The following is a 25,747-nucleotide window of genomic DNA, read 5'->3' on the forward strand; positions in this document are numbered from 1 at the left end:
CCAGGTGGCTCCCGAGTACAAGGGTGGCGCTACGACGTCCGTCCCTACGCGGGACCTCCCTTACGCCGGCGCCGTCGCGGCGGCAGTCGCACCGGCCGTCACCGGCTCGGTCGCTGCTGCCTCGCGGTCGGGCGCGAGCGGGTCGGTCACCGTGCCGGTCTCTTCATCGAGCAGCCCCTGCGCCAGCCTGGTCACCGCTGCGGGGACCGGCGGCGCCAGGTCGGCCACGGCGCGGAGACCGGACAGGACGTCGTCGGGTCGTACGGCAGGCGTCACGTGCCGAACAACCAGCCGCAGTATCGCACAGGGCTGGTCGGTCGGCCTATCGGCATGCGAACTGTGTGTGTCCACGCTCTCCAGGCTCACGACCGCGGGGCGGGCGTCGAAGGTGCGCACACCGTTCTTGGTCATGCGCTGGACCTCGACGGTGCCTGCCTCGTTGAAGGCCGCGACCGCACGCTCGGCGTCCGTGGGGTCCACGCCGTTCAGGCGCAGCTCCCACACCGATGCCGTGAGCCGGTCGGCGAGCCCGGAGGTGTGGGCCTCGACCGCCTCGATGACATCGAGCCCGGCGGGCAGCGACTCGTCGAGGAGCTCACGCAGCTTGTCCGGGTCGCGCGCCTCGGTGAGCGCGATCTCCAGATACTCCGCCTCACTGCCCGTGCCGGTGGGTGCGGCATTGGCGTACGACACCTTCGGATGCGGCGTGAACCCCGCCGAGTACGCCATCGGCACCTCGGCACGGCGCAGCGCACGCTCGAAGGCGCGCTGGAAGTCACGGTGGCTGGTGAACCGGAGGCGGCCGCGCTTTGTGTAGCGCAGTCGGATGCGCTGCACCGCGGGTGCGGGCGGCGGGCCTTCGGGCTGTCGCTTGCCCAGTGTCGTTCAGTCCTTCGTGAGAGCGGTCATCCTGCTACCAAGACTACGTGTCCGCCCGGCCATCGGTTCCCGGAGGGAGATCCTCCGGAACTCGCGGGGTTCCGGGACCGTGCCCAGGGACGATGCGCCCGACGGGCGTGGGCACCGTTCATGTCCCTCTTGCACCCGCTCCAAGAAGATCCACCGGAAGAGGGTCCCGAGGAACCGCGCAGGAAAAGCAAGCGCCGAGCCCCCTCCAGGCGCGGAGGGCGCTCGGCGATGCGATACGGATCATCGGCTCCGTGGGCCTACGGCCGGCAGATCGCGAACACCACGGTGCTTTCGTTGCTGCTGGTGTTGCTGGAGAGCTGTGACTGGTAGCCGGTGGGGGGCGAACCGATCGGACGCCATCCTCCCCGGAAGTCGGAGACGCTCCCTGTGCTCGTGTTGAGGTCATACGCGCCGCCGCCCGTGGCGTACGAACCCGCGGGGCAGGTCACCGTGTTGAAGGTACCGGCGCCTTGACCGCCCGCGAGAGTACGGAACACCACGACGCTCTGCGCTCCGTTCGCACCGCTGCTTGCCTGCGCACCCTGCGCACCCGTCGCGCCCTGGACACCTTGCGTGCCCTGCGCACCCGGGAGCCCTGCGCACCGGCGGACCCCTGGAAGCCCTGCGCGCCTTGAACGCCCGTCCTCCCCTGAGTTCCGGTGGAACCCTGCGGGCCGGTGGAACCCTGCGAACCGGTCGCGCCCTGGACACCCTGCGGGCCATCGGCACCGGCCTCGCCCTGGACGCCGCTGGAGCCCTGCGGACCGACGGAACCCTGAGCGCCGGTCGAGCCCTGCGTACCCGCCGTGCCCTGCGCCCCGCTCGTACCCTGAGCGCCGGTGATTCCCTGGAGGCCCTGCGGACCCTGTGTGCCGTCGGCACCCTGAACACCATGCGGCCCGCCGACGGGCCCCTGAGTGCCTGCCGCTCCCTGCGGACCCTGCGGACCGCCGGACGGCCCCTGAGCGCCGGTCTCGCCCTGCGCACCTGTGGCGCCCTGCGCATGCGCAGAACACACCCGCCCCGCTCTGCCATGAAGCGCCAATATCGGCCCGCAGAAGGCTTCACGCGAACACCGCCCAGGAGCGTCCGCCCAAATATCACCCGGCCAGCCCGCCCCAATCGGGAACGCGCCGAGATTGCACTACTTTTAAGAGATTCCAGGAAAGAGGTCCTCGCAGCTGCGACCGCACTCGCGCATATTCCCCTGACAGAAGCCACCCCTGACCATCTCCGTGACCCACAAGGCTGCTCCTCCCCCGCCCACGGGCCGCGGGAGCGGGCACCCACCCCGCCACCCGCCACCCGCCAGCGGATTTCTCGACCATGTGAGGGAATTCATTCCCTCACATGAATCCATCTATCATCGTGTGAAAGTATCGACCTGACGGATTCCCGGCCGCCCCCGCTCGAATGCGCTGCCGGATCTGCCGGAGGTTCAACCTGAAGTCATACCGCGCAGCGAATATCCCCGTCGGGTCGCTCTCCGGTCGCCAGGAAACGGGAGACGGTGTCGTCGCCGCACGCGTTCCCGTTGGCGAGATAGGAACCGTGGCCGGTGGAGTCCACGGCCACCATGACGGCACGGGTGCCCAGAGCGTCGCGCAGTTTCATGGCACCGCTCAGCGGCGTGGCGACATCGCGTTCGTTCTGCACGAGCAGAATGTTGGACGGCCCCTGGGCGGTGATCCGTACGGGCGCGTGCTCGGGCGGGTACGGCCAGGCCGCGCACACCATGGCATTCCGCGGCATGCCCGCCGTCAGCGGGTGCTCCTCGCGGCTCCGAGCGACCCCGCTGCGGTACTCGGCCGCCGACTTGGGCCATGCCACGTCGTTGCAGATGGTCGTGGCGGCGACCGCTGTGACGTTCTGCCGCGCCGCGTCCGAAGGCGCCGTGGGTGCGGGCGGCACGGTGCCGTGCCGGGCCGCCCGTATCAACCTCGCCAGGGCCGGGAAACGGTTGGGCGAGAAGAGGCTGTCCAGCATGGTCTGGCGCAGCACGTTGCCGTTCAGTTCCTCGGGGTTGGCACCGGGCCAGGGGATCGGTGCCCGGTCGAGGTGCGCGGCGAGGCGCAGGAACAGGGGCCGCACCTCGGCCGCCGACACCGCCACTCGGTCCGGATTGCCGGACGCCGAGGCCCACTTGGCGAACTCGGGGAAACTGTCCTCGACGCCCGTCTCGTAGGCGGCGAGCCAGCCCCGGGAGACCCGGGTGGGGTCAGGGTCGTCGTTGCTGTCGAGCACGATGCGGTCGGTGCGGTGCGGGAACAACTGGCTGTAGACGGCGCCGACATACGTGCCGTACGAGACGCCCCAGGCGGAGAGTCTGTGCTGGCCGAGTGCCGCCCGGATGCGGTCGATGTCGCGGGCCTCGTCGGCCGTGCTGATGTGCCGTATCAGCTCGCCGCCGTTGCGCACGCAGGCGGCTGCCATCCGCCGGGCGGTGACCATGTTCTGTCCGATGGACCCGTCCGGGGCGGGCCAGGGCCGCAGCTTGGAGACGGCGAGGTCGCCGTGGTCGAGGCCGCAGTTGACCGAGGTGGAGGGCGCGAGGCCGCGAGGGGCGAAGCCGATCAGGTCGTAGGCGTCCCGTACGGACTGCGGCAGCTTCTGTCCCTTGCCCGAGGGGTCGTCGAGGCTGGAACCGCCGGGGCCGCCGGGGATCAGCAGCAGCGCGCCCCGGCGGGTGGCCGGCTTCTCGCTGGGTATCCGGGAGATGACGACGTCGATCTTCCGGCCGCCCGGGTGCGCGTAGTCCATCGGCACCTTCACCGACGCGCACTCCTGACGCGGATCGAGCCCGGTGTCCGCGCAGCGGGTCCAGTGCAGGGAGGAGACCGGGGCGGGAGGCGCCGCGGACGCGGGTGGGGACATGGATAAGGGGGCGGCGAGGCCGAGGACAGCGGCGGAGACGGCCGTCCAGGCGGCCCTTGTGCGCATGCTCTTCTTCATACACACGAGCCTCGCGGATCACGCCCGCCCGTCCCATCCGGGCAACGTCCCTGTTCTCACGGGGGTTTCCCCCACCCCACGCGGGTGGCACGCACGCACAACGACAACACGGCCGGGCGGCGCATCGCCGCCACCACGCCGCCCAGGCTCTCACGCGGCCGGGCCCGATGCCAGGCCGAGCCGACCTCGTACGAGCAGCAGCGTGGTGATGTCCACCATGACCGTGATGCGCGTGCGGATGAGATCGGGCGGGGCGACCGATGAGTTCCGGAGCCCGGTGGGGTCTGCCTCTGCACAAGGGAAAGCCGCGCACGAACTCTGTGAGGGGACCATGACCACCCACGCCCTACCACCCGTCGTCGACGCCGCGACCTGGGAGCAGCGGCTCGAAGCACTGCGTGCCCGGGAGAAGGCCGCGACGCGGGAGCTCGACGCCATCGCCGCCGAGCGTCGCCGCCTGCCGATGGTCGAGATGCCCGACTACACCCTCGAGGGTGAGGACGGCCCCGTTCGGCTGGCGGACGTCTTCGAAGGCAAGAGGCAACTGATCGTCTACAACCACATGTGGTTCGCCGGCCAGGAGTGGCAGTGCCCGGGCTGCACGGGGTTCACCTCGCAGTACACCCGCCTGGAGTTCCTGGACAACTACGATGCGCGATTCGTCATCGTCACCCAGGGCCCCATCGAAGAGGCACTCGCCTACAAGCAGCGGGTCGGCAACCGGATGCCGTGGTACTCGACGGCCGACAGCTCGTTCGGGGCCGATGTCGGCGCACCGCCCGACGGAGGGTTCGCGGTCAACGTGTTCCTGCGCGACGGCGACACCGTCTATCGCACCTGGCACACCAACGGCCGTGGTACGGAGCAGCTCGGTCACACCTTCGCGCTGGTCGATCTCCTGCCGTACGGACGACAGGAGGAATGGCAGGACTCACCGGAGGGCTGGCCCCAGTCGCCCACCTACAGCCGGTGGACGACGTCCAAGGACATCGCCGCGCTCTACGGCTCGGGTTCGGGCGGAGACTGAACCGCTCACGGCGGACGAGCGGGCGGCCTCGGTGGGCCGGCACGAGTCCTCCGTCCCGGCGCCCCCTCCCCATCGGGAAGGGGGCGCCACCGATCACGTCGAACCGGGGCCGGCCCCCAGGACCGGTGCTCGGGCCGCCCTCGCCCGTGGCTTCAGTTGCTGATGGCGTCTGCCGAGAGATCCCAGAGGCGCTGTGCGGCCTCGGGGTCGAGGGCGTAGTCGGCGACACCGACACGCTCCGGGCCGCCCTCATACGGCACGGCCTGGTTGCAGTCCTCGAAGTAACGCCCGCGGACACCGTCGAGCAGGGGCGACGTTGCCACGAACACAGACGTCGCGGCTCCTTGCTCCGGGGTCTTGTACACGGCCGTCGGGTCCGTGCGCAGGCCCTCGAGCACGTCCTCGGGCAGGTGGCGGACCAGATTTGTCCAGATCCCGCCCGGGTGCAGCGCGTTCGCGGTGATCCCGTCGTCGGCCCAGCGCCGGGTCGCGTCGACGGCGAAGAGCGCATTGGCGGTCTTGGACTGCCCGTAGGCGAGCCACGGTCGTACTCGCGCTCGGTGAAGTCGATGTCGTCGAACACGACGGGCGAGCGCAGATGGCCGCGGGAACTGACCGAGACGATCCGGGCGCCGTTCGCGGCCGCCAGGGCGTCGTGGAGGGCGTTGGCGAGCGCGAAATGGCCGAGGTGGTTGGTGGCGAACTGCACCTCCCAGCCGGATGCGGTCCGCGTCAGCGGGGTCGCCGTGATGCCGGCGTTGTCGATCAGGGCGTGCACGGGCGTCCTGCCCCACTCGGCGGCGAAGCGTCGTACCGAGGGAAGGTCGGCGAGGTCGAGCTGAGCGACCGTGACCCGGGGGAGTCGAGGCCGGTGTTGATGTCGTCGGCCACGCTGCGGCCGGCTTCCGGGTCGCGCACGGCGCTCAGGACGTCGGCACCGGCACCGGCCAGTACGCGTGCGGTCTCGTTCCCGATGCCGGAGGAACCGCCGGTGACGATCATTCGCTTGCCGTGGAGGTCGATCCCGTCGACGACTTCGGCTGCGGTGGAGGCTGCGTCGAACGAGCTGGTGATGCGGTCGTGCGTCATGTCGTTTTCCTGTTGGTACGAGGGTTCAGAAGCCGGCGGGGGGGCTGCGGCGCGTAGGGGGCCTCGAGGCGCGCCACCTCTTCATCGGTCAGGGGTACGCCGAGGGAGCCGATCGCGTCCTGGAGGTGGTGCGGCTTCGTGGCGCCGACGATCGGTGCCGAGACCACGGGGTTGCGTGAGACCCACGCCAACGCCACCTGAGCCCGGGAGACGCCACGCTCGGCGGCGATGGAGGCGACTTCCCGGACGATTGTTGGCCACGGGGCACGCCGATAGCAAAGGGCGGCCTGTCGCCAGTGGGGCGGGCCTGGTCACACGCACCATTGAGCCCCTCCCCAACGGCGAGTTCACCGAAGCCTCCCGAACCACAGAGCTGACGCACCATCAGGCCCATATTATTTTTCACTCGTTTGCGCACCGATCACAACAGGACTGCGGCCGCACTTAAACGATAATCAACCTGCCAACCAAAAAGTCAAAACAATGGAGGCTCAAGTGCGTCATTCCGTGAAGCTTGGAGTCGCAACGGCCGCTGCAGTCGTTGCCCTGCTCGGCGGTGCCACAACGGCCAGCGCATGCTCATACGACGAGGGCGACCCCGACTGGGCCAGCCTGTGCGATGACGACGGATCCTCGCAGGTCGCCTGCCAATTCGGCGATGATGATGAGAGCCTGATCATCTATCAGACCAACAATATTTCGGTTGGACGCGATTTCGACGGCGATGTCGACGTCACCTTGAACGGGGAGCCAACCTGAGTAGGGGCGGGGACTGGCACGGTAGCTGACGCTCCGTTTCCAGTCCCCGCCGCTACATCTCCGGTCTCCTGTCTCCTGTCTCCTGTCTCCTGTCTCCTGTCACTCGAACCATGACGTGGGATTGAACGGTGTGTCATTCCACTTCGATGCCGTAGTCCCGGACGAGTTGCTCCAGGCCGCCCGTATAACCCTTCCCCCCGAGTACGAAGTCCCAATCTCCGCCAGACCTGCGGCGAAATGATCCAAGCACCAACGCCGTCTCTCGTGGGCGGCCGTCAGAGACCTCCAGCCGCCCGAGTTCCTTCATCGCCGGGTCAAGCAGTCGAATGCTCGCATCGGTGAACCCGGAGAGGTCCGCCTCCGGGTTCGCCTCCGGATCGACAGCCGCCACCAGCACGAAACGGTCAGCCGTGTCCGGCAGCGCGTCGAAGGCCACACGGATCGCTGCCCTGTCCGGCGCGGCGGGAGGCACCGCACGTACCGATCCGTCCGGGGTCTGCGGGTTGTTGAAGAAGACGAAGTGGTCATCGCTGAGCACCCGGTTGCCCTGGCAGACAAGTGCGCACACGTCCAGCGCGACGTCGCCGGTCCACATCATGCCCAGCACGTTGTGGTCCCCGGGCGGGGTCGCCGGACCGGGTGCATGCCGGGCCGGTGTGGCTGGTCCTGCCTCTCCCAGGCGCCCGTGCAGCCCGTGTCTGCGCAGCAGGTCGACCAGTTCGTTGCCCGAGATGAGTTCCAGGGGCTTGCCGCGCGCGAAGGTGCGTGACCCGGGTCCGAAGCCCGAGGTGGTCACGAGGACGCCCTTGTTCGCACCCACGTCCTGGACCGTGCCGTAGAGGTCGCGCACAGCCGTGGGTGGCACCGTGTTGCGGTAGCGCTTCACCTGCACGACGATCTTCCCCCCTCGGATAGGAGTCGGATCCAGCGCGTCCACATCCACGCCACCGTCGTTCGAGCGCTGAGTCGTCACGGCCTGCATACCCATGGCACGGAACAGGTCGGCCACCAGGGATTCGAAGGCAATCGGGTCCATGTCATACAGGTCCGGCTCCTCATCACCGCCATGGGTGGCGCCATGACTCCCGACATCCTCCGGTTGCCGGCTCGGCCGTACCGACGTGAGATGGTCGGGCCGGGTGGCGAGTTGGCCTCTCAGCGCGTCCGTCAGGCAGCTGACCGGGTCCGCCTGTTCCAGATGCAGATCGGTGAACACCGCTCGGGGAGCCATGACGGTCGCCAGGAATATCTGCCCTCGCCTGCCCGTCGCCGGATCGTGCGCATCCACGTACCCGTTCACGGCCACCGAATCGAGCGCGCCGTACTCGTCCGCCGCGAAGAGTTGGTGCAGCACGAGCAGCATGCTCTGCGCCAACACCTCCCGGTACAGCGCACGGCGCTGGGTCACAGGACGTGCCGTTTCCTTGTCCTGGTCCTGGGCGGGTACGTACCTCACCGACTTGGCTTCGGGAACCACGTCGTACCCGGGAAGCTCCCAGTTCAGAACCAGTTGCCGCCCCGCCGCGTCGTAGGCCGCGGCAGCCTGCCGCGGAAATCCCTCCGGCCACGCCGTCGACGAGTAGAGAGCGGCGGAACAGTACTCGACCACGGAGTCGGCGTCGCCACGCCGGACGCCCTCGGTCACCTCGACGACCCCGGCATTGTGCCGGCGCATCTCGGCGCGCTGAGCCTCCGCCCTCCGCTCGTGATCGCGCCGCAACCCGGCCAACTGCTGCTGCCTCTGCGTTTCGGCAGCCTGCGCCGCATGCCAGTCACGCTCGAACCGAGCCCGGGCCTCGGCCTGCGCCTGCGCCCTCCGGTTGGCGGTCCAGCCTCCCTGCGCCTGGTACTGGCTCTGGTCGGGCATCCGCACAGGCCACGCCAACTGCCCCGGATCGAACGGCGGGCTCTCTTCCGGGCGCATCAGGGACGACGCCCTGAAGGCCGGCACCCGGCAGCCCGTGGCAAGCAGGCCTTGCAAGGTCGCCACCTGGGCTTCCAGTTCCTCCGTACGCCGCCTGGCCTCCGCCTGCCGGTACTCTCGGTGACTCTGAGCGGCGAGCCGCTGGTGGGCCCGCGCCTGTCGCTCTTCCTCCCGGAGCCGTCTCGCCTCGGCTTCCACCTGCCGCTGATGCTGACGCTGCATCTCGGCCCAGCCACCGACAAAACCAGCAGAGCGACGACTCATCCGCTACAGGCCCTCCCCAGGACGTCGGCACCGCCGACCAAGCTCTGGTTACCCCCACAACCAGTAGTGACAAGGCGACTGTATCCAGCAATTGTCGCCCCGGACATCAACTTGCCAAAGCCACCAGAATCGGTCGTTCCAGCAGGTCACGACAGTCCGGGCGCCGCAGCGGGTGCCGGGGTCGCGCTCTCGCGTCAGCGACGGGACGAAGGCGGTACAGAGGCCATGGCGGCCGATCTGCCCAGGGCCGGAGTCACGCCTGCGTCGGAGCCTTTCGTCCCGAACTGCCGGCTGGTCGGCCGCTGGGGTCCGGTGGGCTGGCGAGTGGCACCTCAGCGAGTGCGATTCGGCTGCGGCTGACTGGTCGTCATCTGTCACTCGTGGTCGCCCTTGAGCGTCCCCGGACGGCCCAGAGACGCCCCCGGGCTGTCCGGGGGAGGACAAGGTCGGGCTACCAGCGCCGCGGGACGCCCACCTGGTTTTCGAGCCAGCGCTCGCCTTCGCCATCGACGTCGTCGAAGTCGGTGGAGAGGCTCAGGTGCCGCCAGTTCTCGTCTTCCGTCAGGCGCCTGTTCCATGCGGCACGTCCGTAGGAGTAGGCGTCCTTGCCCAGGAGCAGGCGCAGGGGCGGATCGTCGAGGTGCGCGATCTCCAGTACGACCTGCGCGACCTTCTCGGGATCGCCGTGGGCGGTTTCGGTGAAGTCTCGCATCGCTTCGACGGCCGCGCCGACGGTGGGCTCGTAGGGCTTGCTGACCGGGGCGTTGTACATCGATGATCCGGCCCAGTCGGTGCGCATGCCGCCGGGTTCGAGGACGGTCACCTTGATGCCGAGGGGTGCGACCTCGGTCGCCAGGACTTCCGAGAAGCCGCCCACGGCACGTCGGCATCGACCGGGCGTACCGGTACAAGACGAACGCCTCCGCCGCACGCGACGCCATCATTGACGCCCTGACCGCCCCGGGCACGATGTCCGCAGACGCGGTCCGCGACCTCACCACAGTCGCACTGGGACAGACCGCCTACCTCTGGCAGATCTCCCACCCCACCCCTACCCTCGCCGAGCTGTACACCCGGTACCCGCGCTGGCGGCACTTCGCGTGAGCTTCCGGCGCGTCGGGCGGTCTGTGGACCTGCCCGGTAGAGCACGACGTCGCGGCCGTGATCTTCGAGGCTCGCGCCGAAGTGGCTGCGGGCCGAAGGCAAGAGCGGAGCCCGCAGCGGAGCCGGGAGCGTGCACGGCGGAGTGGAGCGCAGCCGGGGCTTGATGACGTGGAGCACGTTGTAACTCGGCTGCGTCGGGGGCTCCCAGCGCCAGGCGAGCAGACACCCACCGCACATCAGTGAGCCCACTCCCAGTCAGGAAGGGGGCGCGAAGCCATGCAGTCGCCCACAAACCGGGACGACCCTCAGACCCACTCCGACTCGGAGACGATGTGCGCGGCGCTTCCAGGGGCCGGCAGCGGCGTCCGAGAGGACGCCGTCGCCGTCGGCGGGCGAGGTCGCGAAGCGCCGACCGCAGTCAGCACCGCGACCACCTCCTCCTCGCTCACCCCGCCAGCGCCTCAACCACCCGATCGAGTGCCCTGCCCACCTCAGTGCGCGTGCCCGCTCGCAGCAGGTGTCGGGGCCGCGTTCTTGACCGTCAAGGGCAGGAGCTTCTTGCCCGTCGGGCCGATCTGGATGTGGGTGTCCATCTGCGGACACAGACGAACAGAACGGAGGGGCGCGGAGTGGAGTCGCTCATGACACACGTTCCTCAGAAGGGGTTAGCGAGGGGAAGCAGCAAGTTCGGTGTCACCTTTCTCTGAGTAGGGGATGCGGTCACAGACGGGCGCCGGCCGTCGTGCCTGCGGCTGGGATGCGGGGCGTACGTCCCGGCGCGGCGCTCTCACCGTTGGCCGATGCAGTGGTCGGCTCTCTAAGCTCTCGGAGCAGGTCACGGAGTGGTGGTGGCACCGTCTTGTTCGAAGAACTTCATGGCCATGAACCCGTGGGCGTAGCTGCCGCCGGCGCGCAGAGCCGCGGCCGTCATGATCGTCTCCGCGAGTTCCTGCTGGGTAGCACCGGCGGAGCGCGCCGCCTTGGTGTGCGCTTCGATGCAGTACGCGCACTGAGTGGTCAGCGCAACTGCCACGGCCATGAGCTCGGTGTATTTGGGCGGGATGACGTTGTTGCTGCCGCGTAGGACCTGATTGTCCCAGGCTACGAATGCCTTGAACGCGTCAGGGGCGCCGGCGCGGATGTGCTTGGCGTACTGGTGGTCGGTGTGCTCGTGGTAGGACACGATGCTCCTGCTGTATCGGCCGGTCGGGGGCGTGTGCGTCCCTAACCGGTGTGTGTGGGGGTAGTCGGCGGATGACCGCCGTGTCAGTAGATGTTGCGGCCGGCCCGGACGCCGCCGTCGACGTCCCAGGTGGCGCCGGTGATCCAGTCGGCCTGGTCGGACAGAAGAAAGGCCACCGTGGGAGCGACGTCGTCGGGGGTTCCGACCCGGCCGAGGGGGTGGAAGCTGTTGAACCCGTCGAGCGTGGAGTCGATCTCGTCCTTCGGGATGAAGGCCTCGTAGATGGGTGTGCGAACCACCGCGGGAGCCACCGTGTTGACCCGGATTCCGTGCGGAGCCAGCTCCATGGCGAGGTGCTGAGTGAGGGAGTGCAGTCCCGCCTTGGCTACCGAGTACGCCGAGGCCGGAGTCGCGGCCATGGCCTGGTGCGCCAGCATGCCGCCGATGTTGACTACGGCACCCTTGTTGCCGCGGGCGATCATGTTGCCCGTGATGGTCTGGGTGACGAAGTAGAAGGCGCGGGTGATGGCCTGATAGCGGTCGTAGTCCTCCTGGCTGTGCTCCAGGAATGACTTGGGCTGGAAGACACCGGCGGCGTTGACGAGCAGCGTCGCGTCAGGATGCTGCTCCGTCAGCTCATCACGCAGGCGATCCACGGCAGCGCGGTCGAACAGGTCGGATGCCAGACCGACGGCCTTGCCGTAGTCGGCCAGCTCGGCGACGGCCTTGTCAGCGCTGTTCTGGCTCCGGCCGGTGACGACGGCGGTGCCGCCGCCTTCGAGCACGCGGCGGGCGGAAGCCAGCCCCATACCGCTGGTGCCGCCGATGACGACGACCTTGCGTCCGGTGAAGTCGAGAGTGTTGGTGGACATGCTGGGGCGCTCCTCAGGTGCATCGCGAATCTGGTGGGGATCGCGAATTGCTAGGCATGCGGATAAAAGGGACTGTGTAGGTGTGGCCTACGCGCGGGGACTGGCGGGCGCCCGTCCCCGACGCGGGCGATAAACTCACTTGTTTGCGAAACGCAAGTACGTGCTCAGGATTGTCGAGCTGCTGACCCTTACGGAAGGTGCCGCCTCGGCGCCGTGGCCCGGGACCTCGCGGCGCCGGACCGTCCCTCTGCTTCGGAGGATGCCTCGACTGTAGGGCGCTCCCAGTGGAGGGGGTAGAGGATCAGAGCGAATGCGGATATAGCGGATGCCTATGCCTTGAGGAGAGAGCCGCAGTCGTGAACATCGAGACATTGCGCTATGCCCAGGCCGTATCCCGCACGAATTCCTTCAGTGCCGCCGCGCGGGCCTACGGGGTTACGCAGCCTTCTCTGTCCAACGGCGTGGCCCGACTGGAGGAGGAGTTCGGAGTCAAACTCTTCGACCGCTCGCCACGAGGAGTCAAGCCCACACGACACGGAGCGCAGATTCTGCCGCTGATCGACCGTGTCCTCGATGCCCTGGACACCCTCCTTGCCGAAACTCAGCGACTGGCCCAACCGGTCACCGAGCCCATCCGCATGGGTGTGTCGCCCCTGATCGGCGCCGACTTGGTGGGGCGGGCGTACCAGGCGGCGCGTAGCCTCAACCGTCCGAGCGACCTGATCTTGCGAGAGGCGGACCACGAGCCCCTGGCCAACGACCTTGAGGCGGGCCGCCTGGACATCATCCTTGTCCCCGCCGTGCCTGGTCTGCCCAGGTTCCGGCACCGCGTGATCGCCCGTGAACCGGTGGTTGTCGTCGACACCGCATCCACGGCGGAGGACGGCGCGGTGGAACTGAAGGAGGTGGCAGACGCGGCCTACATCCTCGGTCCGCGCACCTGCGGACTGACCACCTTCACCACGAACCTCTTCCACGACAACAACCTGACCTTGCGGCCCTACCCTGGCGAGGCCGCCAGCTTCCGGGCCGTGGACGAGTGGGCGGCCATAGGTCTGGGCGCGGCCCTCTTGCCCCGCTCCAAGATCACCTATGAGCACGCGAATTGCCGACCCCTCCTGCAGGCCGGAACGCCGGTTGAACTTGCCTACGAGGCTGTCTGGAACTGCGACACCCCTCTGGGAGCCGACCTGGACGAGCTTGTCGACGCGCTCACCGGACTGGTCGAGCCGGACCCACCACCGCGACGAACAGAAGACCAGCGATAACCGGTGCCGCCGCAGCCCCCGCTCTCGTCGGCCTGAAAGGGTCCTCTTCCCATCGACCGAGTCCTGGGTATCACTCTTGCAACCCCTGTAATCCTTCCGCCCTTTTGACAGCCGCAGGAGTTGCCGGCGGCGGACCCCTCAGCCGGAAGCCAACGAATTTCCAAGAGAGGTGCCAGCAGCCGCATAGTTTCCAAATTGCTGGAGATCGACCTGCTGATGCGCATTAGACGGAGCAAGTCTATTATGGTAGCGAGCTTCAACTTAGAGAGGCCAGTCACCATGCACTTGTTATGACTGCTTTCTTGAAAGTCGCGCCTCGACCGTAGCCGGTAAGCCCGTCCATAGCTGCAGCCGCATGCGTGCGATGCGGAGCCGGTATCTGCGGCAGGGTCAAACGTAGACGATTCCGATCGCCGGCGCGCCGGTTGTTGCGACGCGTCGGCGACGCCGGAAGTCACCGGCCGGGCTGCCGCTGAGTGATCTCCTGAAGCACCCAGCCGTTTCCGTCTGGGTCGCTAAAGGTGGCGAAGGAGGCGTAGGACGTCCGGTCAGGGCTCGGGCCCGCGATGCGTTCTTGCCCGGCGCCGTGATGCACGGCATCCCCGGCCTCGTGGCCGTGGTGAAGGAGCCCTCCGGCTGAGCCGAGCCGGGTGCAGCGTCAATCAGGCCCTTGCCGAAGATGATCGAGCATGCCGAACCAGGGGGCGTGAGGTGTACCAGTCGGTAGTCGTCACTGAACGTATTGTCAACGTCCATACGGAACCCCACTGTCTCATAGAAACTCTTGGCGCGATCGACGTCGGAGACAGGGAGCACAATAACTTCGAGCTTGAGGTCCATCTTTCTTCACCCTCACAGGATAAAATTCCGAGAGAATGTGATAAGTAAATTATTGGACCGGCAGGCCGAGCGGCTGGGCCTCTGTCCGGCGGCTCGTGGTACATCCGGCAAGGCACTCCAGCGGTTCAGGCACCACGACGCAGCCTGGGGGCCAGGAGCGGCGGGCACGCCTGCAACGAATGGACCGCACCCCGAGTCTGCGACTTGCAGGCATGACAACACTGGCCTTTGCCTTCATGAGAAGAAGGCTCTGCCCGCACACGCTCTCTCGACCGTGATCAGCCTTCCACAGAGGCGACCCCAGTGTGGCAGGAGACACCAGTCCCACCCAACCCGCGGCACGCACCCGGGTTTTCTCCACCTCAGAATGGATCCTCGGAGAGCCTCCAGGGGGCGGCAGCGGCGTTCTCGGCGCATCGCGCGCGGGCCTCTGCCGCTTGCCCTGAGCGCCGAGGACGTTCAGGACGGCAACCGCTCTTCCTCGCTGCCGCCCTCCAAGGCTTCCACTATCCGCCGCAACGCCTCAGTCACGTCAGTGAGAGTGTCCGCTGGTCGGGGCGTCCTTCTTGACCGTCAGAGGCAGCAGCTTCTTACCGGTCGGACCGATTTGTATGGCCGTATCCATCTGCGGGCACACCCCGCAGTCGAAGCACGGGGTCCAGCGGCAGTCCTCGACCTCTGTCTCGTCGAGGGCGTCCTGCCAGTCCTCCCAGAGCCAGTCCTTGTCGAGGCCCGAGTCGAGGTGGTCCCAGGGGAGGACCTCCTCGTAGGTGCGCTCGCGGGTGGTGTACCAGTCGACGTCCACGCCGAAGGGCGCCAGCGCCTTGTCCGCGCAGGCCATCCAGCGGTCGTACGAGAAGTGCTCGCGCCAGCCGTCGAAGCGGCCGCCGTCGTCGTAGACCGCGCGGATCACCGCGCCGATGCGGCGGTCGCCGCGCGAGAGGAGGCCCTCGACGATGCCCGGCTTGCCGTCGTGGTAGCGGAAGCCGATCGAGCGGCCGTACTTCTTGTCGCCGCGGATCTTGTCGCGGAGCTTCTCCAGGCGGGCGTCCGTCTCCTCGGCGGAGAGCTGCGGGGCCCACTGGAAGGGGGTGTGGGGCTTGGGGACGAAGCCGCCGATCGAGACCGTGCAGCGGATGTCGCCCGAGCCGGAGACCTCGCGGCCCTTCTGGATGACGTGCGTCGCCATGTCGGCGATCTGCAGGACGTCCTCGTCGGTCTCCGTCGGAAGGCCGCACATGAAGTACAGCTTCACCTGGCGCCAGCCGTTGCCGTACGCCGTGGCGACCGTCCTGATCAGGTCCTCTTCCGAGACCATCTTGTTGATGACCTTGCGGATGCGCTCGGAGCCGCCCTCGGGGGCGAAGGTGAGGCCCGAGCGGCGGCCGTTGCGGGTCAGCTCGTTCGCGAGGTCGATGTTGAAGGCGTCCACGCGGGTGGAGGGGAGGGACAGGCCGATCTTGTCCTCCGTGTACCGGTCCGCGAGGCCCTTGGCGATGTCGCCGATCTCGGAGTGGTCCGCGGAGGACAGGGAGAGGAGGCCGACTTCCTCGAAGCCGGTCGCCTTCAGACCCTTGTCGACCATGTCGCCGATGCCCGTGATGGAGCGCTCGCGCACCGGGCGGGTGATCATGCCCGCCTGGCAGAAGCGGCAGCCACGCGTGCAGCCGCGGAAGATCTCGACGGACATGCGTTCGTGCACCGTCTCGGCGAGGGGGACGAGGGGCTGCTTCGGGTACGGCCACTCGTCGAGGTCCATGACCGTGTGCTTGGACACGCGCCACGGGACGCCCGACTTGTTGGGGACGACGCGGCCGATACGGCCGTCGGGGAGGTACTCGACGTCGTAGAAGCCGGGGACGTAGACCCCGCCGGTCTTCGCCAGGCGGAAGAGGAGTTCCTCGCGGCCGCCGGGGCGGCCCTCCTGCTTCCAGGCGCGGACGATCTTCGTGACCTCCAGGACGGCCTGCTCGCCGTCGCCGATCACCGCGCAGTCGATGAAGTCGGCGATCGGCTCGGGGTTGAAGGCGGCGTGTCCGCCGGCCATCACGATCGGGTCGTCGACGGTGCGGTCCTTGGCCTCCAGCGGGATGCCCGCCAGGTCCAGCGCCGTCAGCATGTTCGTGTAGCCCAGCTCCGTGGAGAAGGACAGGCCGAACACGTCGAAGGCCTTCACCGGGCGGTGGCTGTCCACCGTGAACTGCGGGACGCCGTGCTCCCGCATCAGGGCCTCCAGGTCCGGCCACACGCTGTAGGTGCGCTCGGCGAGGACGCCCTCCTGCTCGTTCAGTACCTCGTAGAGGATCATGACGCCCTGGTTGGGCAGACCGACCTCGTACGCGTCCGGGTACATGAGCGCCCAGCGGACGTCACAGGATTCCCACGGCTTGACGGTGGAGTTCAGCTCACCGCCGACGTACTGGATCGGCTTCTGCACATGCGGGAGCAGAGCTTCGAGCTGCGGGAACACCGATACAGCGGCTTCGGCAGACATCTCGCGACTTTCGTGGGCTGGAGGGAACTGATGGGAGTGACCATCAAGCCTAACGCGCTCGGGGCTCCTCCCCGGACGGTCGGCCGGCCGGGCGACCCGGAGACCGGTCCGACAGCCAGCCCCAGCGGCTCAGACGTCCATCGCGGCACGGACCTTCCGCCATGTCTCGGGGAGGGCCGCCTCCGTGGCCGCCGCCCGCTGCTCCTCCCGCCCGTACAGGACGCCGTATGTGAAGGTGCTCTCCATCGTCGCGTTCGCCTGGGCCGACAGGTCCAGCAGGGCGTCGCGGACCATCACGCTGTCCTGGTGGTCGCCCAGCAGGGTCTGGAGCGACTTCATCGACTTCACCAGGGTCTCGGCGGGCTTGCCCAGCGCGGGCGCGGCGGCCTCGGCCGCGTACCGGGTGCGCTTGGTCTTCTTGCGCGCCTCGTGCACCGCGACGTCCCGGTCGTGGCCCGGGGGCAGGTCGAGGGCCTCGCCGACCAGGCCGGCGACCTTGCGGAAGTCCTTGCGCACGGCCTTGGCGAGCGCCTTCTCCGGGGCCTTGGCGGCTGCCTTCAGCAGGGGCGGGTCGGCGATCAGGGCGTCGAGCGTGTTCAGCAGGTCCAGATAGCGCTCGCCGTCCAGGACGTCGATCAGCCGGCGCCGGGAGCCGCCGCGCCGGGCCTCGGACCAGGAGCGCAGGCGGTTTCGGACGGGGCCGGAGACCAGGGCCGAGGGCAGTTCGGACACGGCGGTCGTCAGATGCTCGGTGAGGACCTCCAGGTCGCGGTCGAGGCCCAGCTCGCCGGCCAGCCACTTCAGCTCGTCGGCGATCGGGTCGGTGACCCCGCGGTCCAGGATCTTGCCGAACGAGCGGAACGTGCTGCGCAGCCGCCGGGTGGCGACGCGCATGGAGTGCACCGAGTCGAAGACGTCCCGGCGCACCGCGGGGTCGAGTCCGACGACGGCGTCGCGCTGGGCGCGGACGTAGGCGAGGACGTGGTCGCCCGCGGTGACGGGGGGCTGCGGCGTACGGGCCGGGGCGGGGGGCGGCTGCCGCTCGCCGGTCTCGGCGGGGGCGGGGCGGCCGACGGTCTCCTCCAGCGCCCTCGCCAGCTTGGAGGCGGCGGCGGAGCGGTTCACGCCCGCCTTGCGGAGCTTCTTGTCGACCTTGTCGAGGAAGGCGGGGTCGCCGTCGTCCGCGAGCTCCACCTCGATCTCGGTCCAGTCGGCGGTGCCGGTGCCGCCGCTGAGCCGCTCGGCGTGCACCCGGTCTAGGCAGACCTCGGCGAGCAGGGTGCCGTCGGCGTCGACGAGGTGGCGGATGTCGCGTGAGGAGCGCAGCCGGACCACGGGGACGAGTTCGGCGTCCCGGACACGGGAGCGGACGAGGTCGTGGAGGTGCGGGGGGACGGTGTCGGAGAGCGGGGCGCGCACCTCGTCGCGTACGCCCTCGGCGACCGGCAGTTTGAGGTGCCAGCCGGCGTCGTCGCCGCCGGTGCGGCGACGCAGGGTGAGGGAGGCGCCGGCCAGCCTGGCGTCGGCCGTGTCGTAATAGGTGGCGTCGAGTTCGGCGATGCCCTGGTCGACGACGGCCGAGACGCCGCCGACGACGGTCAGGTCGGGCAGGTCGTCCCCGACCGCGGCCTCGTACTTGCGCTCGATTTCGCGTTTCGTGTCCGCCATGGACCGAATCTAGTGGCAATCGGGCCGAGAGGGCAGGGTTCATCGGTGTTCGTCCGGAACGCGTCCCTCCGGCCGGACGACGGCACGCGGTCCGGCCGGGCGGCCGGGCGGCCGGGCGGCCGCCCGGCCCGCCCCACATGCCTCCTACGAGGGGCGGTCCTCCCCTACGCCATCACGGCCGACGCGACCGGCACGACCGCCCCGGCCGCCCACCCAGCTCACGCCGACATCGGCCGTTGCACCCGGATCGACTGCAACAGCCCCACCGCTATCCAGACGGCGAACATCGAGGAGCCGCCGTACGACACGAACGGCAGGGGCAGGCCCGCGACCGGCATGATGCCGAGGGTCATGCCGATGTTCTCGAAGGCCTGGAAGATGAACCAGGCGATGATGCCGGCGGCGACGATCGTGCCGTAGAGCTCGGTCGTCTCCCGGGCGATCCGGCAGGCCCGCCACAGGACGACCCCGAGCAGCACGATGATCAGACCCGCGCCGACGAAGCCCAGTTCCTCCCCCGCGACCGTGAAGACGAAGTCGGTCTGCTGCTCGGGCACGAACTGGCCGGTGGTCTGCGAGCCGTGGAAGAGGCCCGCGCCCGTGAGTCCGCCGGAACCGATCGCGATGCGCGCCTGGTTGGTGTTGTAGCCGACGCCCGCCGGGTCGAGGCTGGGGTTGGCGAACGCGGCGAAGCGGTTGATCTGGTACTCGTCCAGGATGTGTAGCTGCCATACGGCGACCGCGCCCAGGGTGCCCGCGCCGAGCAGGCCGAAGACCCAGCGGTTGGAGGCGCCGGAGGCGAGCAGCACGCCCAGCACGGTGACGGCCATGACCATCGTCGAGCCGAGGTCGGGCATCAGCATGACGATCATCATCGGGACGGCGGCCAGGCCCAGGGCCTGCGCCACGGTCCGGTGGTCGGGGTGGGGCTTGTCGCCCGCGTCGACCCGGGCCGAGAGCAGCATGGCCATGCCCAGGATGATCGTGATCTTCACGAACTCGGAGGGCTGCAGGGAGAAGCCGCCGCCGAAGACGATCCAGTTGCGGTTGCCGTTGATGGTGGCACCGAGCGGGGTGAGCACCAGCAGGATCAGCAGGATCGAGAACCCGTACAGGATCGGCACGGCCGTGCGCAGGGTGCGGTGGCCGAGCCAGATCGTGCCGATCATCAGGGCGAATCCGATGCCCATGTTCATCAGATGCCGGATCAGGAAGTAGTACGGGTCGCCCTGGTTGATCTCGGTGCGGTTGCGGGTCGCCGAGTAGACGAGGGCGGCGCCGATCAAAGACAGGGCCGTGGCCGACAGCAGTATCGGCCAGTCGAGCCGGCGGGCCAGTCCGTCGCGGGCGAAGATCCGGGTCCAGCTCGCCCGGTCGGGGCCGTACCCGGAGACGGAGAAGTTGTTCGCTCCGGTCATGCGAGGATCCTCCGCCTCTTCTTCGGGCGGGCCGAGCGCCGGGCGGTGCGGCGGTTGCTCGCGGTGGGTGAGGGCACGGTGGCCGCCGGGCTGCCGGTGTCGGTGTTCCCCTGCTGGTCCTGCTCGCTCGCCTGGTCGGCGCTCGGGTCGTACTTCTGGACCTTCTGGGCCTCGATCGAGCCGTCGGGGTTGATCTTGGGCAGGCCCTGCTGCGGGGTGGGCAGCAGCGCCTTGCTCTTGTCGATCGAGCCGTCCTTCTGGACGCCGTACAGGGCGTTGTAGATGTTGTGCACGGCCTCACCGGAGGCGCCCGAACCCGTACCGGCCTGGGCGATGGTCATGACGACCGCGTAGTCGTTGGAGAACGTGGCCAGCCACGACGTCGTCTGCTTGCCGTAGACCTCGGCGGTACCGGTCTTGGCGTGCAGCGGGATCTTGTCCTGCGGCCAGCCGCCGAACTTCCAGGCGGCGGTACCGCGGGTGACGACGCCCGCGAGGGCCTCCTCCATGACATCCCGCGTCTCCTGGCTGATCGGCAGCTTGCCGTGCGACTTGGGCTTGATCTCGGTGACGTGCTTGCCGTCGGGGCTGACGATCGCCTTGCCGATGGTCGGGTTCCACAAGGTGCCGCCGTTGGAGATCGCCGAGTAGATGTCGGCCTCCTGAATCGGTGTCAGGAGCGTGTCGCCCTGGCCGATGGAGTAGTTGATCTCGTCACCCTCGCGCATCTTGTTGCCCTCGAGGCAGTTCTCGTACGCGATCTTCTCGACGTAGTCGCCGTCCTTCTTGCCGGTCTTGCACCAGACGTCCTTGTTGGCCTCCCAGTACTTCTGCTTCCACTGGCGGTCGGGGACGCGGCCGGAGACCTCGTTGGGCAGGTCGATGCCGGTGGGCTTACCGAGGCCGAACTGGTGAGCGGTCTTGAAGAACCAGTCCTTGGGCTGCCCCTTCTTGGGGTTGATGCCGCCGTCCTTCTTCCACTCGTTGTCCCCGAGGCCGTAGAAGACGGTGTCGCAGGAGACCTCCAGGGCGCGGCCGAGCGAGATCGGGCCGAAGTTCTCCCCCTCGAAGTTCTTGAAGACCTGGCCACCGACGGAGTACGAGCTGGTGCAGGGGTAGTTGCCGTCGAAGGGGTAGCCGGCCTGGATCGCGGCGGCGGTGGAGACCACCTTGAAGGTGGAGCCGGGTGCCGACTGCCCCTGGATGGCCCGGTTGAGCAGCGGGTAGTCGGAGTCCTTGCCGGTGAGCTGCTGGTAGTCCTTGGCGGAGATGCCGCCGACCCAGACGTTCGGGTCGTAGGTCGGGGCGGACGCCATGGCGACGATCCGGCCGGTCTTGGCCTCCATCACGACGACGGCACCGGAGTCGGCCTTGTAGTTCTCGCCGGTGATCTTGTCGAACTGGGTACGGGCGATCTTCATCGCGTTGTCCAGCTCGTACTCGGCGACCCGCTGGACCCGGGCGTCGATGCTGGTGACCAGGTTCGAGCCGGGCTCGGCGGCGTCGCTCTTCGCCTTGCCGATGACGCGGCCGAGGTTGTCGACCTCGTAGCGGGTGACGCCTGCCTTGCCGCGCAGCACCTTGTCGTACTGGCGCTCCAGGCCGGAGCGGCCGACCATGTCGGAGCGCAGATAGGGCGAGTCGGTGTCCTTGGCCTGCTGGATCTCGTCGTCGGTGACGGGCGAGAGGTAGCCGAGGACCTGGGAGGTGTTGGAGTCACCGGGGCCCGGGTAGCGGCGCACGGCCTCGGGTTCGGCGGTGATGCCGGGGAAGTCCTCGGAGCGCTCGCGGATCTGCAGGGCCTGACGGGGTGTGGCCTTGTCGGTGATGGGGATCGGCTGGTACGGGGAGCCGTTCCAGCAGGGCTGCGGCGTCTTCGCGTCGCACAGGCGGACCTTGCCCTCGACGTCCTGCGGCTTCATCCCGAGGATGCCGGCCAGCTTGGTGAGGACCGCCTTGCCGTCGTCCTTCATCTTCAGCAGGTCGGTGCGGGAGGCGGAGACCACCAGCCGGGTCTCGTTGTCGGCGATGGGCACGCCCCGCGCGTCCAGGATGTCGCCGCGTACGGCGGGCTGGACGACCTGCTGGACATGGTTGCCGGAGGCCTCCTTGGCGTACTCGGCGCCGTTGCGGATCTGGAGGTACCAGAGGCGGCCGCCGAGGGTGCCGAGGAGAGAGAGGACGAGGATCTGGATGACGACCAGCCGGATCTGGACGCGGGGCGTCCGTCCGGTCTCGGGGATGTTAGTCATCGGCGAAGCCCACTGAGGTCGAGGGTGGTTGCGGAGGACGGGCGGGTGACGGTCACTGCCTACGCACCCGCTCCGTGCACGTACGCGTCATAGGTGTACACGGTGGACCTGTGTGACCAGGCGGCCGGCTCCGGCGGGGTCACAGCCGTTTGACCCCCTTGATGCGTCCGGCCCGGGCCACCCGGGCCTTGGCGGCCTTGACCCGCAGGACCCCGCGCTGGCTGCCGATGCGCAGCCCGGTGCCCGAGGAGAGCCAGCCGGAGGAGACGTCTGCGGCCTTGGCGGAGCCGGTCTCGGCGAGCGGGTCGTTGTCGATCCGGCGGGCCAGCGCCATGATCCCCGGGACCACGAAGGGCGCGAGCAACAGGTCGTACACGGCGGCCGTGGCCAGCAGGCTGGTCAGGCCGACATGGCGGGCGGCGGTGTCGCCGACGAGGGCGCCCACACCCGCGTACAGCAGGGTGGAACCGATCGCGGCGGCGACCACCACGAACATCGGGCCGCTGGCGGACTTCAGCCGGCCGTTCTCGGGCCGGGCGAGTCCGGCGAGGTAGCCGATGACGCACAGCACGAGGGCGTAGCGGCCGGCGGCGTGGTCTGCGGGCGGGGCCAGGTCGGAGAGCAGGCCGGCGCCGAAGCCGATGAGGCACCCGCCGACGTGGCCGTAGACCAGGGCGAGGGCGACGACCGTCAGGAGCACCAGGTCCGGAACGGCGCCGGGCAGATGCAGGCGAGCGAGGACGCTCACCTGGATCACCAGGGCGACGATCACCAGGGCGGTGGAGAGCAGCATCCGGTTGAGGCGCATCTGGTTCGGCTCCTTGGGCGTCCGCTACTCGACGTCGGACGACTGATCGTCGCCGGACGCCTGGTTGTCGGCGGACGCCGAGGGCGTGACGGTGACGGTCACGGTCGGGATGGGTGTCGGCTGGGGCTTCGGGGGCAGCACGGTGTCGCGAGGGTCCTTCTTCGGTGCCTGGACGACGACGCCGACGACATCGAGGCTGCTGAAGGACACGAACGGCTTCACATAGATCGTGCGGGTCAGACCGCCCCCGGAGGGGTCGATCCGGGAGACCACGCCGACCGGGACACCGGGCACGAACGGCTTGTCGGCCTCGGAGCCGAAGGTGACGAGGCGGTCGCCCTTCTTCACGTCGGCCTTGCCGTTGAGGAGCTGGACGCGCAGCGGGCGGTCGCCCTGCCCGGCGGCGAACCCGAGTTCGTCGCTGCCTTCCATACGGGTGCCCACGGTGAAGTCGGGGTCGTTGGCCAGCAGCACGGTGGAGGTGTCGGGGCCGACGGTGGTGACGCGGCCGACCAGTCCGTCGCCGTTCAGGACGGTCATGTCGCGCTTGATGCCGTCCTTGGCGCCCACGTCGATGGTGACCGTCCAGGAGAAGCCCTGGGCCGCTCCTATGGCGATGACCTCGGCGCCCTTGATCCCGTACTGTCCCTCGCCCGCCACCCGGATCATCTTGTCGAGCTGGTTGAGGCGGCTGCGGTTGCGGTCGTCGCTGCCGAGCTTCGCCTTCAACGCGGCGTTGGAACGCTCGAGTTGCGCGATGCGGTCGTGCCGCCTGGCGGAGTCGCGCACGGCCGCTACCGCGTTGCCGACGGGATCGACGGCGGACGCCACCCCGTTCTCGATCGGGCCGAACGCCGTGGCGGCGGCCTGGCGGGCACCTTCGACCGGTGAGTCCTGGCCGCCGCGGATGTCCACCGTGATCAACGCGAACGCGATGGCGATCAGCAGCACCAGGAGCAGCCGGCTCTCTCGTGTGTCCCTCACGTGCGGCGGCCGTGCCTTCCTCTGTCGGAATGTGTAGGGGAACCCGGGGATGTATGGGGGAGCTTATGCCTCTATATCAACGATCCGCCGCACGAGAAGCGATCGTCTCGTACGGCGGAGTCGGCGCGTCGCCTCATCTGCGGGGCTGGGCGTCCAGCACCTGCTGGAGCGCCTCGAACTCCTCGACACACTTGCCCGAACCGAGCGCCACGCTGTCGAGCGGGTCCTCGGCGATGTGGATGGGCATACCGGTCTCCCGGCGCAGCCGCTCGTCGAGGCCGCGCAGCAGGGCTCCGCCGCCGGTGAGGACGATGCCGCGGTCCATGACGTCACCGGACAGCTCCGGCGGGCACTTGTCGAGGGTCGTCTTGACCGCGTCCACGATGGCGTTGACCGGTTCCTCGATGGCCTTGCGGACCTCGGCCGCGGAGATGACCACGGTCTTGGGCAGTCCGGAGACCAGGTCCCGGCCGCGGATCTCGGTGTGCTCGTCGGCGTCGAGGTCGTACGCGGAACCGATCGTGATCTTGATCTGCTCGGCCGTCCGCTCGCCGAGAAGGAGGGAGTACTCCTTCTTGACGTACTGGATGATCGCGTTGTCCAGTTCGTCGCCCGCGACGCGGATGGACTGGGCGGTGACGATGCCGCCGAGTGAGATGACCGCGACCTCCGTGGTGCCGCCGCCGATGTCCACCACCATGTTGCCCGTGGCCTCGTGGACCGGCAGGCCCGAACCGATGGCGGCCGCCATGGGCTCCTCGATGATGTGCACCTGGCGCGCGCCGGCCTGGGAGGACGCCTCGATGACCGCGCGGCGCTCAACGCCCGTGATACCGGAGGGCACACAGACCACGACCCGCGGGCGCGCCAGGTAGCGCCGCTTGTGGATCTTCAGGATGAAGTAGCGGAGCATCCGCTCGGTGATCTCGAAGTCGGCGATGACGCCGTCCTTCAGCGGACGCACGGCGACGATGTTGCCCGGGGTCCGGCCGATCATCTTCTTGGCTTCCGCACCGACGGCGAGGATGCCTCCGGTGTTGGTGTTGATCGCGACGACCGACGGCTCGTTGAGCACGATCCCGCGACCCCTGACGTACACCAGCGTGTTGGCGGTCCCGAGGTCCACAGCCATGTCACGGCCGATGAACGACATTGAGTTCCCCATCAGGATTCGTGTGGCCTTCCCAAGTTGAGCGTGTGACGGCTTTTGTTGGGGCGGCGAAGTGGGTGCTGTGACGTGAAGGCTTACATCGTAGTCTCGCCCGCACGAAACACTGCGCGAGGGTCTTCGCCATTGTCAGCAGATGACGCGTCGCCTCGCTTCTGGAGACGGGCGTTCGGGGGTAGCCGTTCCCCCGAACGGCACGCATATGCCAGGGAGAGACCGGGTTTGTTCGACCGGCTTCCGCGGCCGCCCTTGGTCATGCGTCCGAGTGACGTGAAAAGCCCTCAGGAATTGTTCACATTGCGGGATCGAAAGTTCATCATCCGGACGCCGGAGAAGCGTCCGGGACTCCTCAGAACCGGCCCGGGAAAAAGATCTTCAGTTCCCGCTCGGCGGACTCCTCCGAGTCGGAGGCGTGCACCAGGTTCTCGCGGACGATCACACCGTAGTCGCCGCGGATGGAACCGGGCGCGGCGGCGATCGGGTCGGTCGGCCCGGCGAGCGCGCGCAGGCCCTCGATGACCCGCTCACCCTCCACGACGAGCGCGACGACCGGGCCGGAGGCCATGAACTCGACCAGCGGCTCGTAGAAGGGCTTGCCCTTGTGCTCGCCGTAGTGCTGCTCAAGCGTGTCCTGGTCCAGGCTGCGCATCTCCAGCGCGCTGATGGTCCAGCCGGCCTTGCGCTCGATGCGGCTGATGATCTCGCCGATCAGCCCGCGACGGACGGCGTCGGGCTTGAGGAGGACGAGGGTGCGCGAGGTCACG

General features: G+C 68.6%; 20 protein-coding genes and 2 pseudogenes. 4 read left to right on the plus strand and 18 right to left on the minus strand.

The window, feature by feature from the left end; genetic code table 11:
* Positions 1-60 precede the first annotated feature (60 nt).
* The 3 genes from ACFYX0_RS05660 to ACFYX0_RS05670 form a co-directional block, all read right to left on the minus strand.
* Positions 61-837, minus strand: a complete 777-nt coding sequence (locus ACFYX0_RS05660; protein ID WP_388966698.1) for a TIGR03936 family radical SAM-associated protein — start codon at positions 835-837, stop codon at positions 61-63.
* A 329-nt stretch (positions 838-1,166) separates the two neighbouring features.
* Positions 1,167-1,409 carry a hypothetical protein gene (locus ACFYX0_RS05665; protein WP_388966700.1) on the minus strand — a complete coding sequence of 81 codons (243 nt, stop codon included), beginning with the start codon at positions 1,407-1,409 and terminating at the stop codon, positions 1,167-1,169.
* 949 nt (positions 1,410-2,358) lie between these two features.
* Positions 2,359-3,861: an alpha/beta hydrolase gene (locus ACFYX0_RS05670; protein ID WP_388966702.1), complete on the minus strand. Its 1,503-nt coding sequence runs from the start codon at positions 3,859-3,861 to the stop codon at positions 2,359-2,361.
* Positions 3,862-4,192: 331 nt separating this feature from the next.
* Between ACFYX0_RS05670 and ACFYX0_RS05675 the strand changes: the two genes are divergently transcribed.
* Positions 4,193-4,888 (plus strand): DUF899 domain-containing protein, encoded by a 696-nt coding sequence (locus ACFYX0_RS05675; RefSeq protein ID WP_388966704.1) that lies wholly within the window; start codon positions 4,193-4,195, stop codon positions 4,886-4,888.
* A gap of 152 nt (positions 4,889-5,040) precedes the next feature.
* Here ACFYX0_RS05675 and ACFYX0_RS05680 read toward each other — a convergent pair.
* Together ACFYX0_RS05680 and ACFYX0_RS05685 are read right to left on the minus strand one after the other, a co-directional pair.
* Positions 5,041-5,977 (minus strand): annotated as a pseudogene (locus tag ACFYX0_RS05680) (SDR family NAD(P)-dependent oxidoreductase).
* Entirely contained in the window at positions 5,974-6,228 is a 255-nt protein-coding gene (locus ACFYX0_RS05685; protein WP_388967003.1) for an aldo/keto reductase, read from the minus strand. The pseudogene ACFYX0_RS05680 and the gene ACFYX0_RS05685 overlap by 4 nt, the downstream one beginning before the upstream one ends.
* Positions 6,229-6,472: 244 nt before the next feature.
* On the opposite strand from ACFYX0_RS05685, the gene ACFYX0_RS05690 reads away from it, so the two are divergent.
* Positions 6,473-6,736, plus strand: a complete 264-nt coding sequence (locus tag ACFYX0_RS05690; protein WP_388966706.1) for a hypothetical protein — start codon at positions 6,473-6,475, stop codon at positions 6,734-6,736.
* Between the two features lie 133 nt (positions 6,737-6,869).
* Here the strand turns inward: ACFYX0_RS05690 and ACFYX0_RS05695 are convergent, their stop codons facing one another.
* Positions 6,870-8,924 carry a restriction endonuclease gene (locus ACFYX0_RS05695; RefSeq protein WP_388966709.1) on the minus strand — a complete coding sequence of 685 codons (2,055 nt, stop codon included), beginning with the start codon at positions 8,922-8,924 and terminating at the stop codon, positions 6,870-6,872.
* Between the two features lie 451 nt (positions 8,925-9,375).
* A complete protein-coding gene (locus tag ACFYX0_RS05700; protein WP_388967029.1) occupies positions 9,376-9,801 on the minus strand; it encodes a hypothetical protein in 426 nt (141 codons plus the stop codon).
* Here ACFYX0_RS05700 and ACFYX0_RS05705 point away from each other — a divergent pair.
* Positions 9,762-10,028, plus strand: a complete 267-nt coding sequence (locus ACFYX0_RS05705) for a hypothetical protein (protein ID WP_388966711.1) — start codon at positions 9,762-9,764, stop codon at positions 10,026-10,028. The two genes, ACFYX0_RS05700 and ACFYX0_RS05705, sit on opposite strands and share 40 nt — an antisense overlap.
* Before the next feature lie 835 nt (positions 10,029-10,863).
* Here the strand turns inward: ACFYX0_RS05705 and ACFYX0_RS05710 are convergent.
* Both ACFYX0_RS05710 and ACFYX0_RS05715 read right to left on the minus strand, forming a co-directional pair.
* Positions 10,864-11,211: a carboxymuconolactone decarboxylase family protein gene (locus tag ACFYX0_RS05710; protein ID WP_388966714.1), complete on the minus strand. Its 348-nt coding sequence runs from the start codon at positions 11,209-11,211 to the stop codon at positions 10,864-10,866.
* An 83-nt stretch (positions 11,212-11,294) separates the two neighbouring features.
* Entirely contained in the window at positions 11,295-12,083 is a 789-nt protein-coding gene (locus tag ACFYX0_RS05715) for an SDR family NAD(P)-dependent oxidoreductase (RefSeq protein WP_388966716.1), read from the minus strand.
* Positions 12,084-12,439: 356 nt separating this feature from the next.
* On the opposite strand from ACFYX0_RS05715, the gene ACFYX0_RS05720 reads away from it, so the two are divergent.
* Positions 12,440-13,351, plus strand: a complete 912-nt coding sequence (locus ACFYX0_RS05720) for a LysR family transcriptional regulator (RefSeq protein WP_388966720.1) — start codon at positions 12,440-12,442, stop codon at positions 13,349-13,351.
* A 454-nt stretch (positions 13,352-13,805) separates the two neighbouring features.
* On the opposite strand, the pseudogene ACFYX0_RS05725 reads toward ACFYX0_RS05720, so the two are convergent.
* From ACFYX0_RS05725 to ndk, 9 genes and pseudogenes are all read right to left on the minus strand, one after another.
* A pseudogene (locus ACFYX0_RS05725) lies at positions 13,806-14,191 on the minus strand (VOC family protein).
* Positions 14,192-14,723: 532 nt separating this feature from the next.
* Positions 14,724-16,685 (minus strand): TIGR03960 family B12-binding radical SAM protein, encoded by a 1,962-nt coding sequence (locus ACFYX0_RS05730; protein ID WP_388966723.1) that lies wholly within the window; start codon positions 16,683-16,685, stop codon positions 14,724-14,726.
* 129 nt (positions 16,686-16,814) lie between these two features.
* On the minus strand, positions 16,815-18,353 hold the full coding sequence (locus ACFYX0_RS05735) for a CHAD domain-containing protein (RefSeq protein WP_388966726.1): 1,539 nt from the start codon (positions 18,351-18,353) through the stop codon (positions 16,815-16,817).
* A gap of 218 nt (positions 18,354-18,571) precedes the next feature.
* Entirely contained in the window at positions 18,572-19,771 is a 1,200-nt protein-coding gene (gene rodA, locus ACFYX0_RS05740) for a rod shape-determining protein RodA (RefSeq protein WP_355912037.1), read from the minus strand.
* Entirely contained in the window at positions 19,768-22,023 is a 2,256-nt protein-coding gene (mrdA, locus tag ACFYX0_RS05745) for a penicillin-binding protein 2 (protein WP_388966728.1), read from the minus strand. The genes rodA and mrdA overlap by 4 nt, the downstream gene beginning before the upstream one ends.
* 139 nt (positions 22,024-22,162) lie before the next feature.
* Complete coding sequence (gene mreD / locus ACFYX0_RS05750; RefSeq protein ID WP_355912043.1) at positions 22,163-22,831, minus strand: rod shape-determining protein MreD; 669 nt, start codon at positions 22,829-22,831, stop codon at positions 22,163-22,165.
* 24 nt (positions 22,832-22,855) lie between these two features.
* The gene (gene mreC, locus ACFYX0_RS05755) at positions 22,856-23,815 is read right to left on the minus strand and encodes a rod shape-determining protein MreC (RefSeq protein WP_388966731.1); all 960 of its coding nucleotides are present in this window, start codon (positions 23,813-23,815) and stop codon (positions 22,856-22,858) included.
* 133 nt (positions 23,816-23,948) lie between these two features.
* Entirely contained in the window at positions 23,949-24,968 is a 1,020-nt protein-coding gene (locus tag ACFYX0_RS05760; protein WP_234515679.1) for a rod shape-determining protein, read from the minus strand.
* A gap of 364 nt (positions 24,969-25,332) precedes the next feature.
* Positions 25,333-25,746, minus strand: coding sequence for a nucleoside-diphosphate kinase (ndk, locus tag ACFYX0_RS05765; RefSeq protein WP_311696963.1), 414 nt, complete (start codon positions 25,744-25,746; stop codon positions 25,333-25,335).
* Position 25,747: the final 1 nt, after the last annotated feature.

The sequence above is a fragment of the Streptomyces sp. NPDC002573 genome (assembly GCF_042889625.1).
Lineage (GTDB): Bacteria > Actinomycetota > Actinomycetes > Streptomycetales > Streptomycetaceae > Streptomyces > Streptomyces gibsoniae.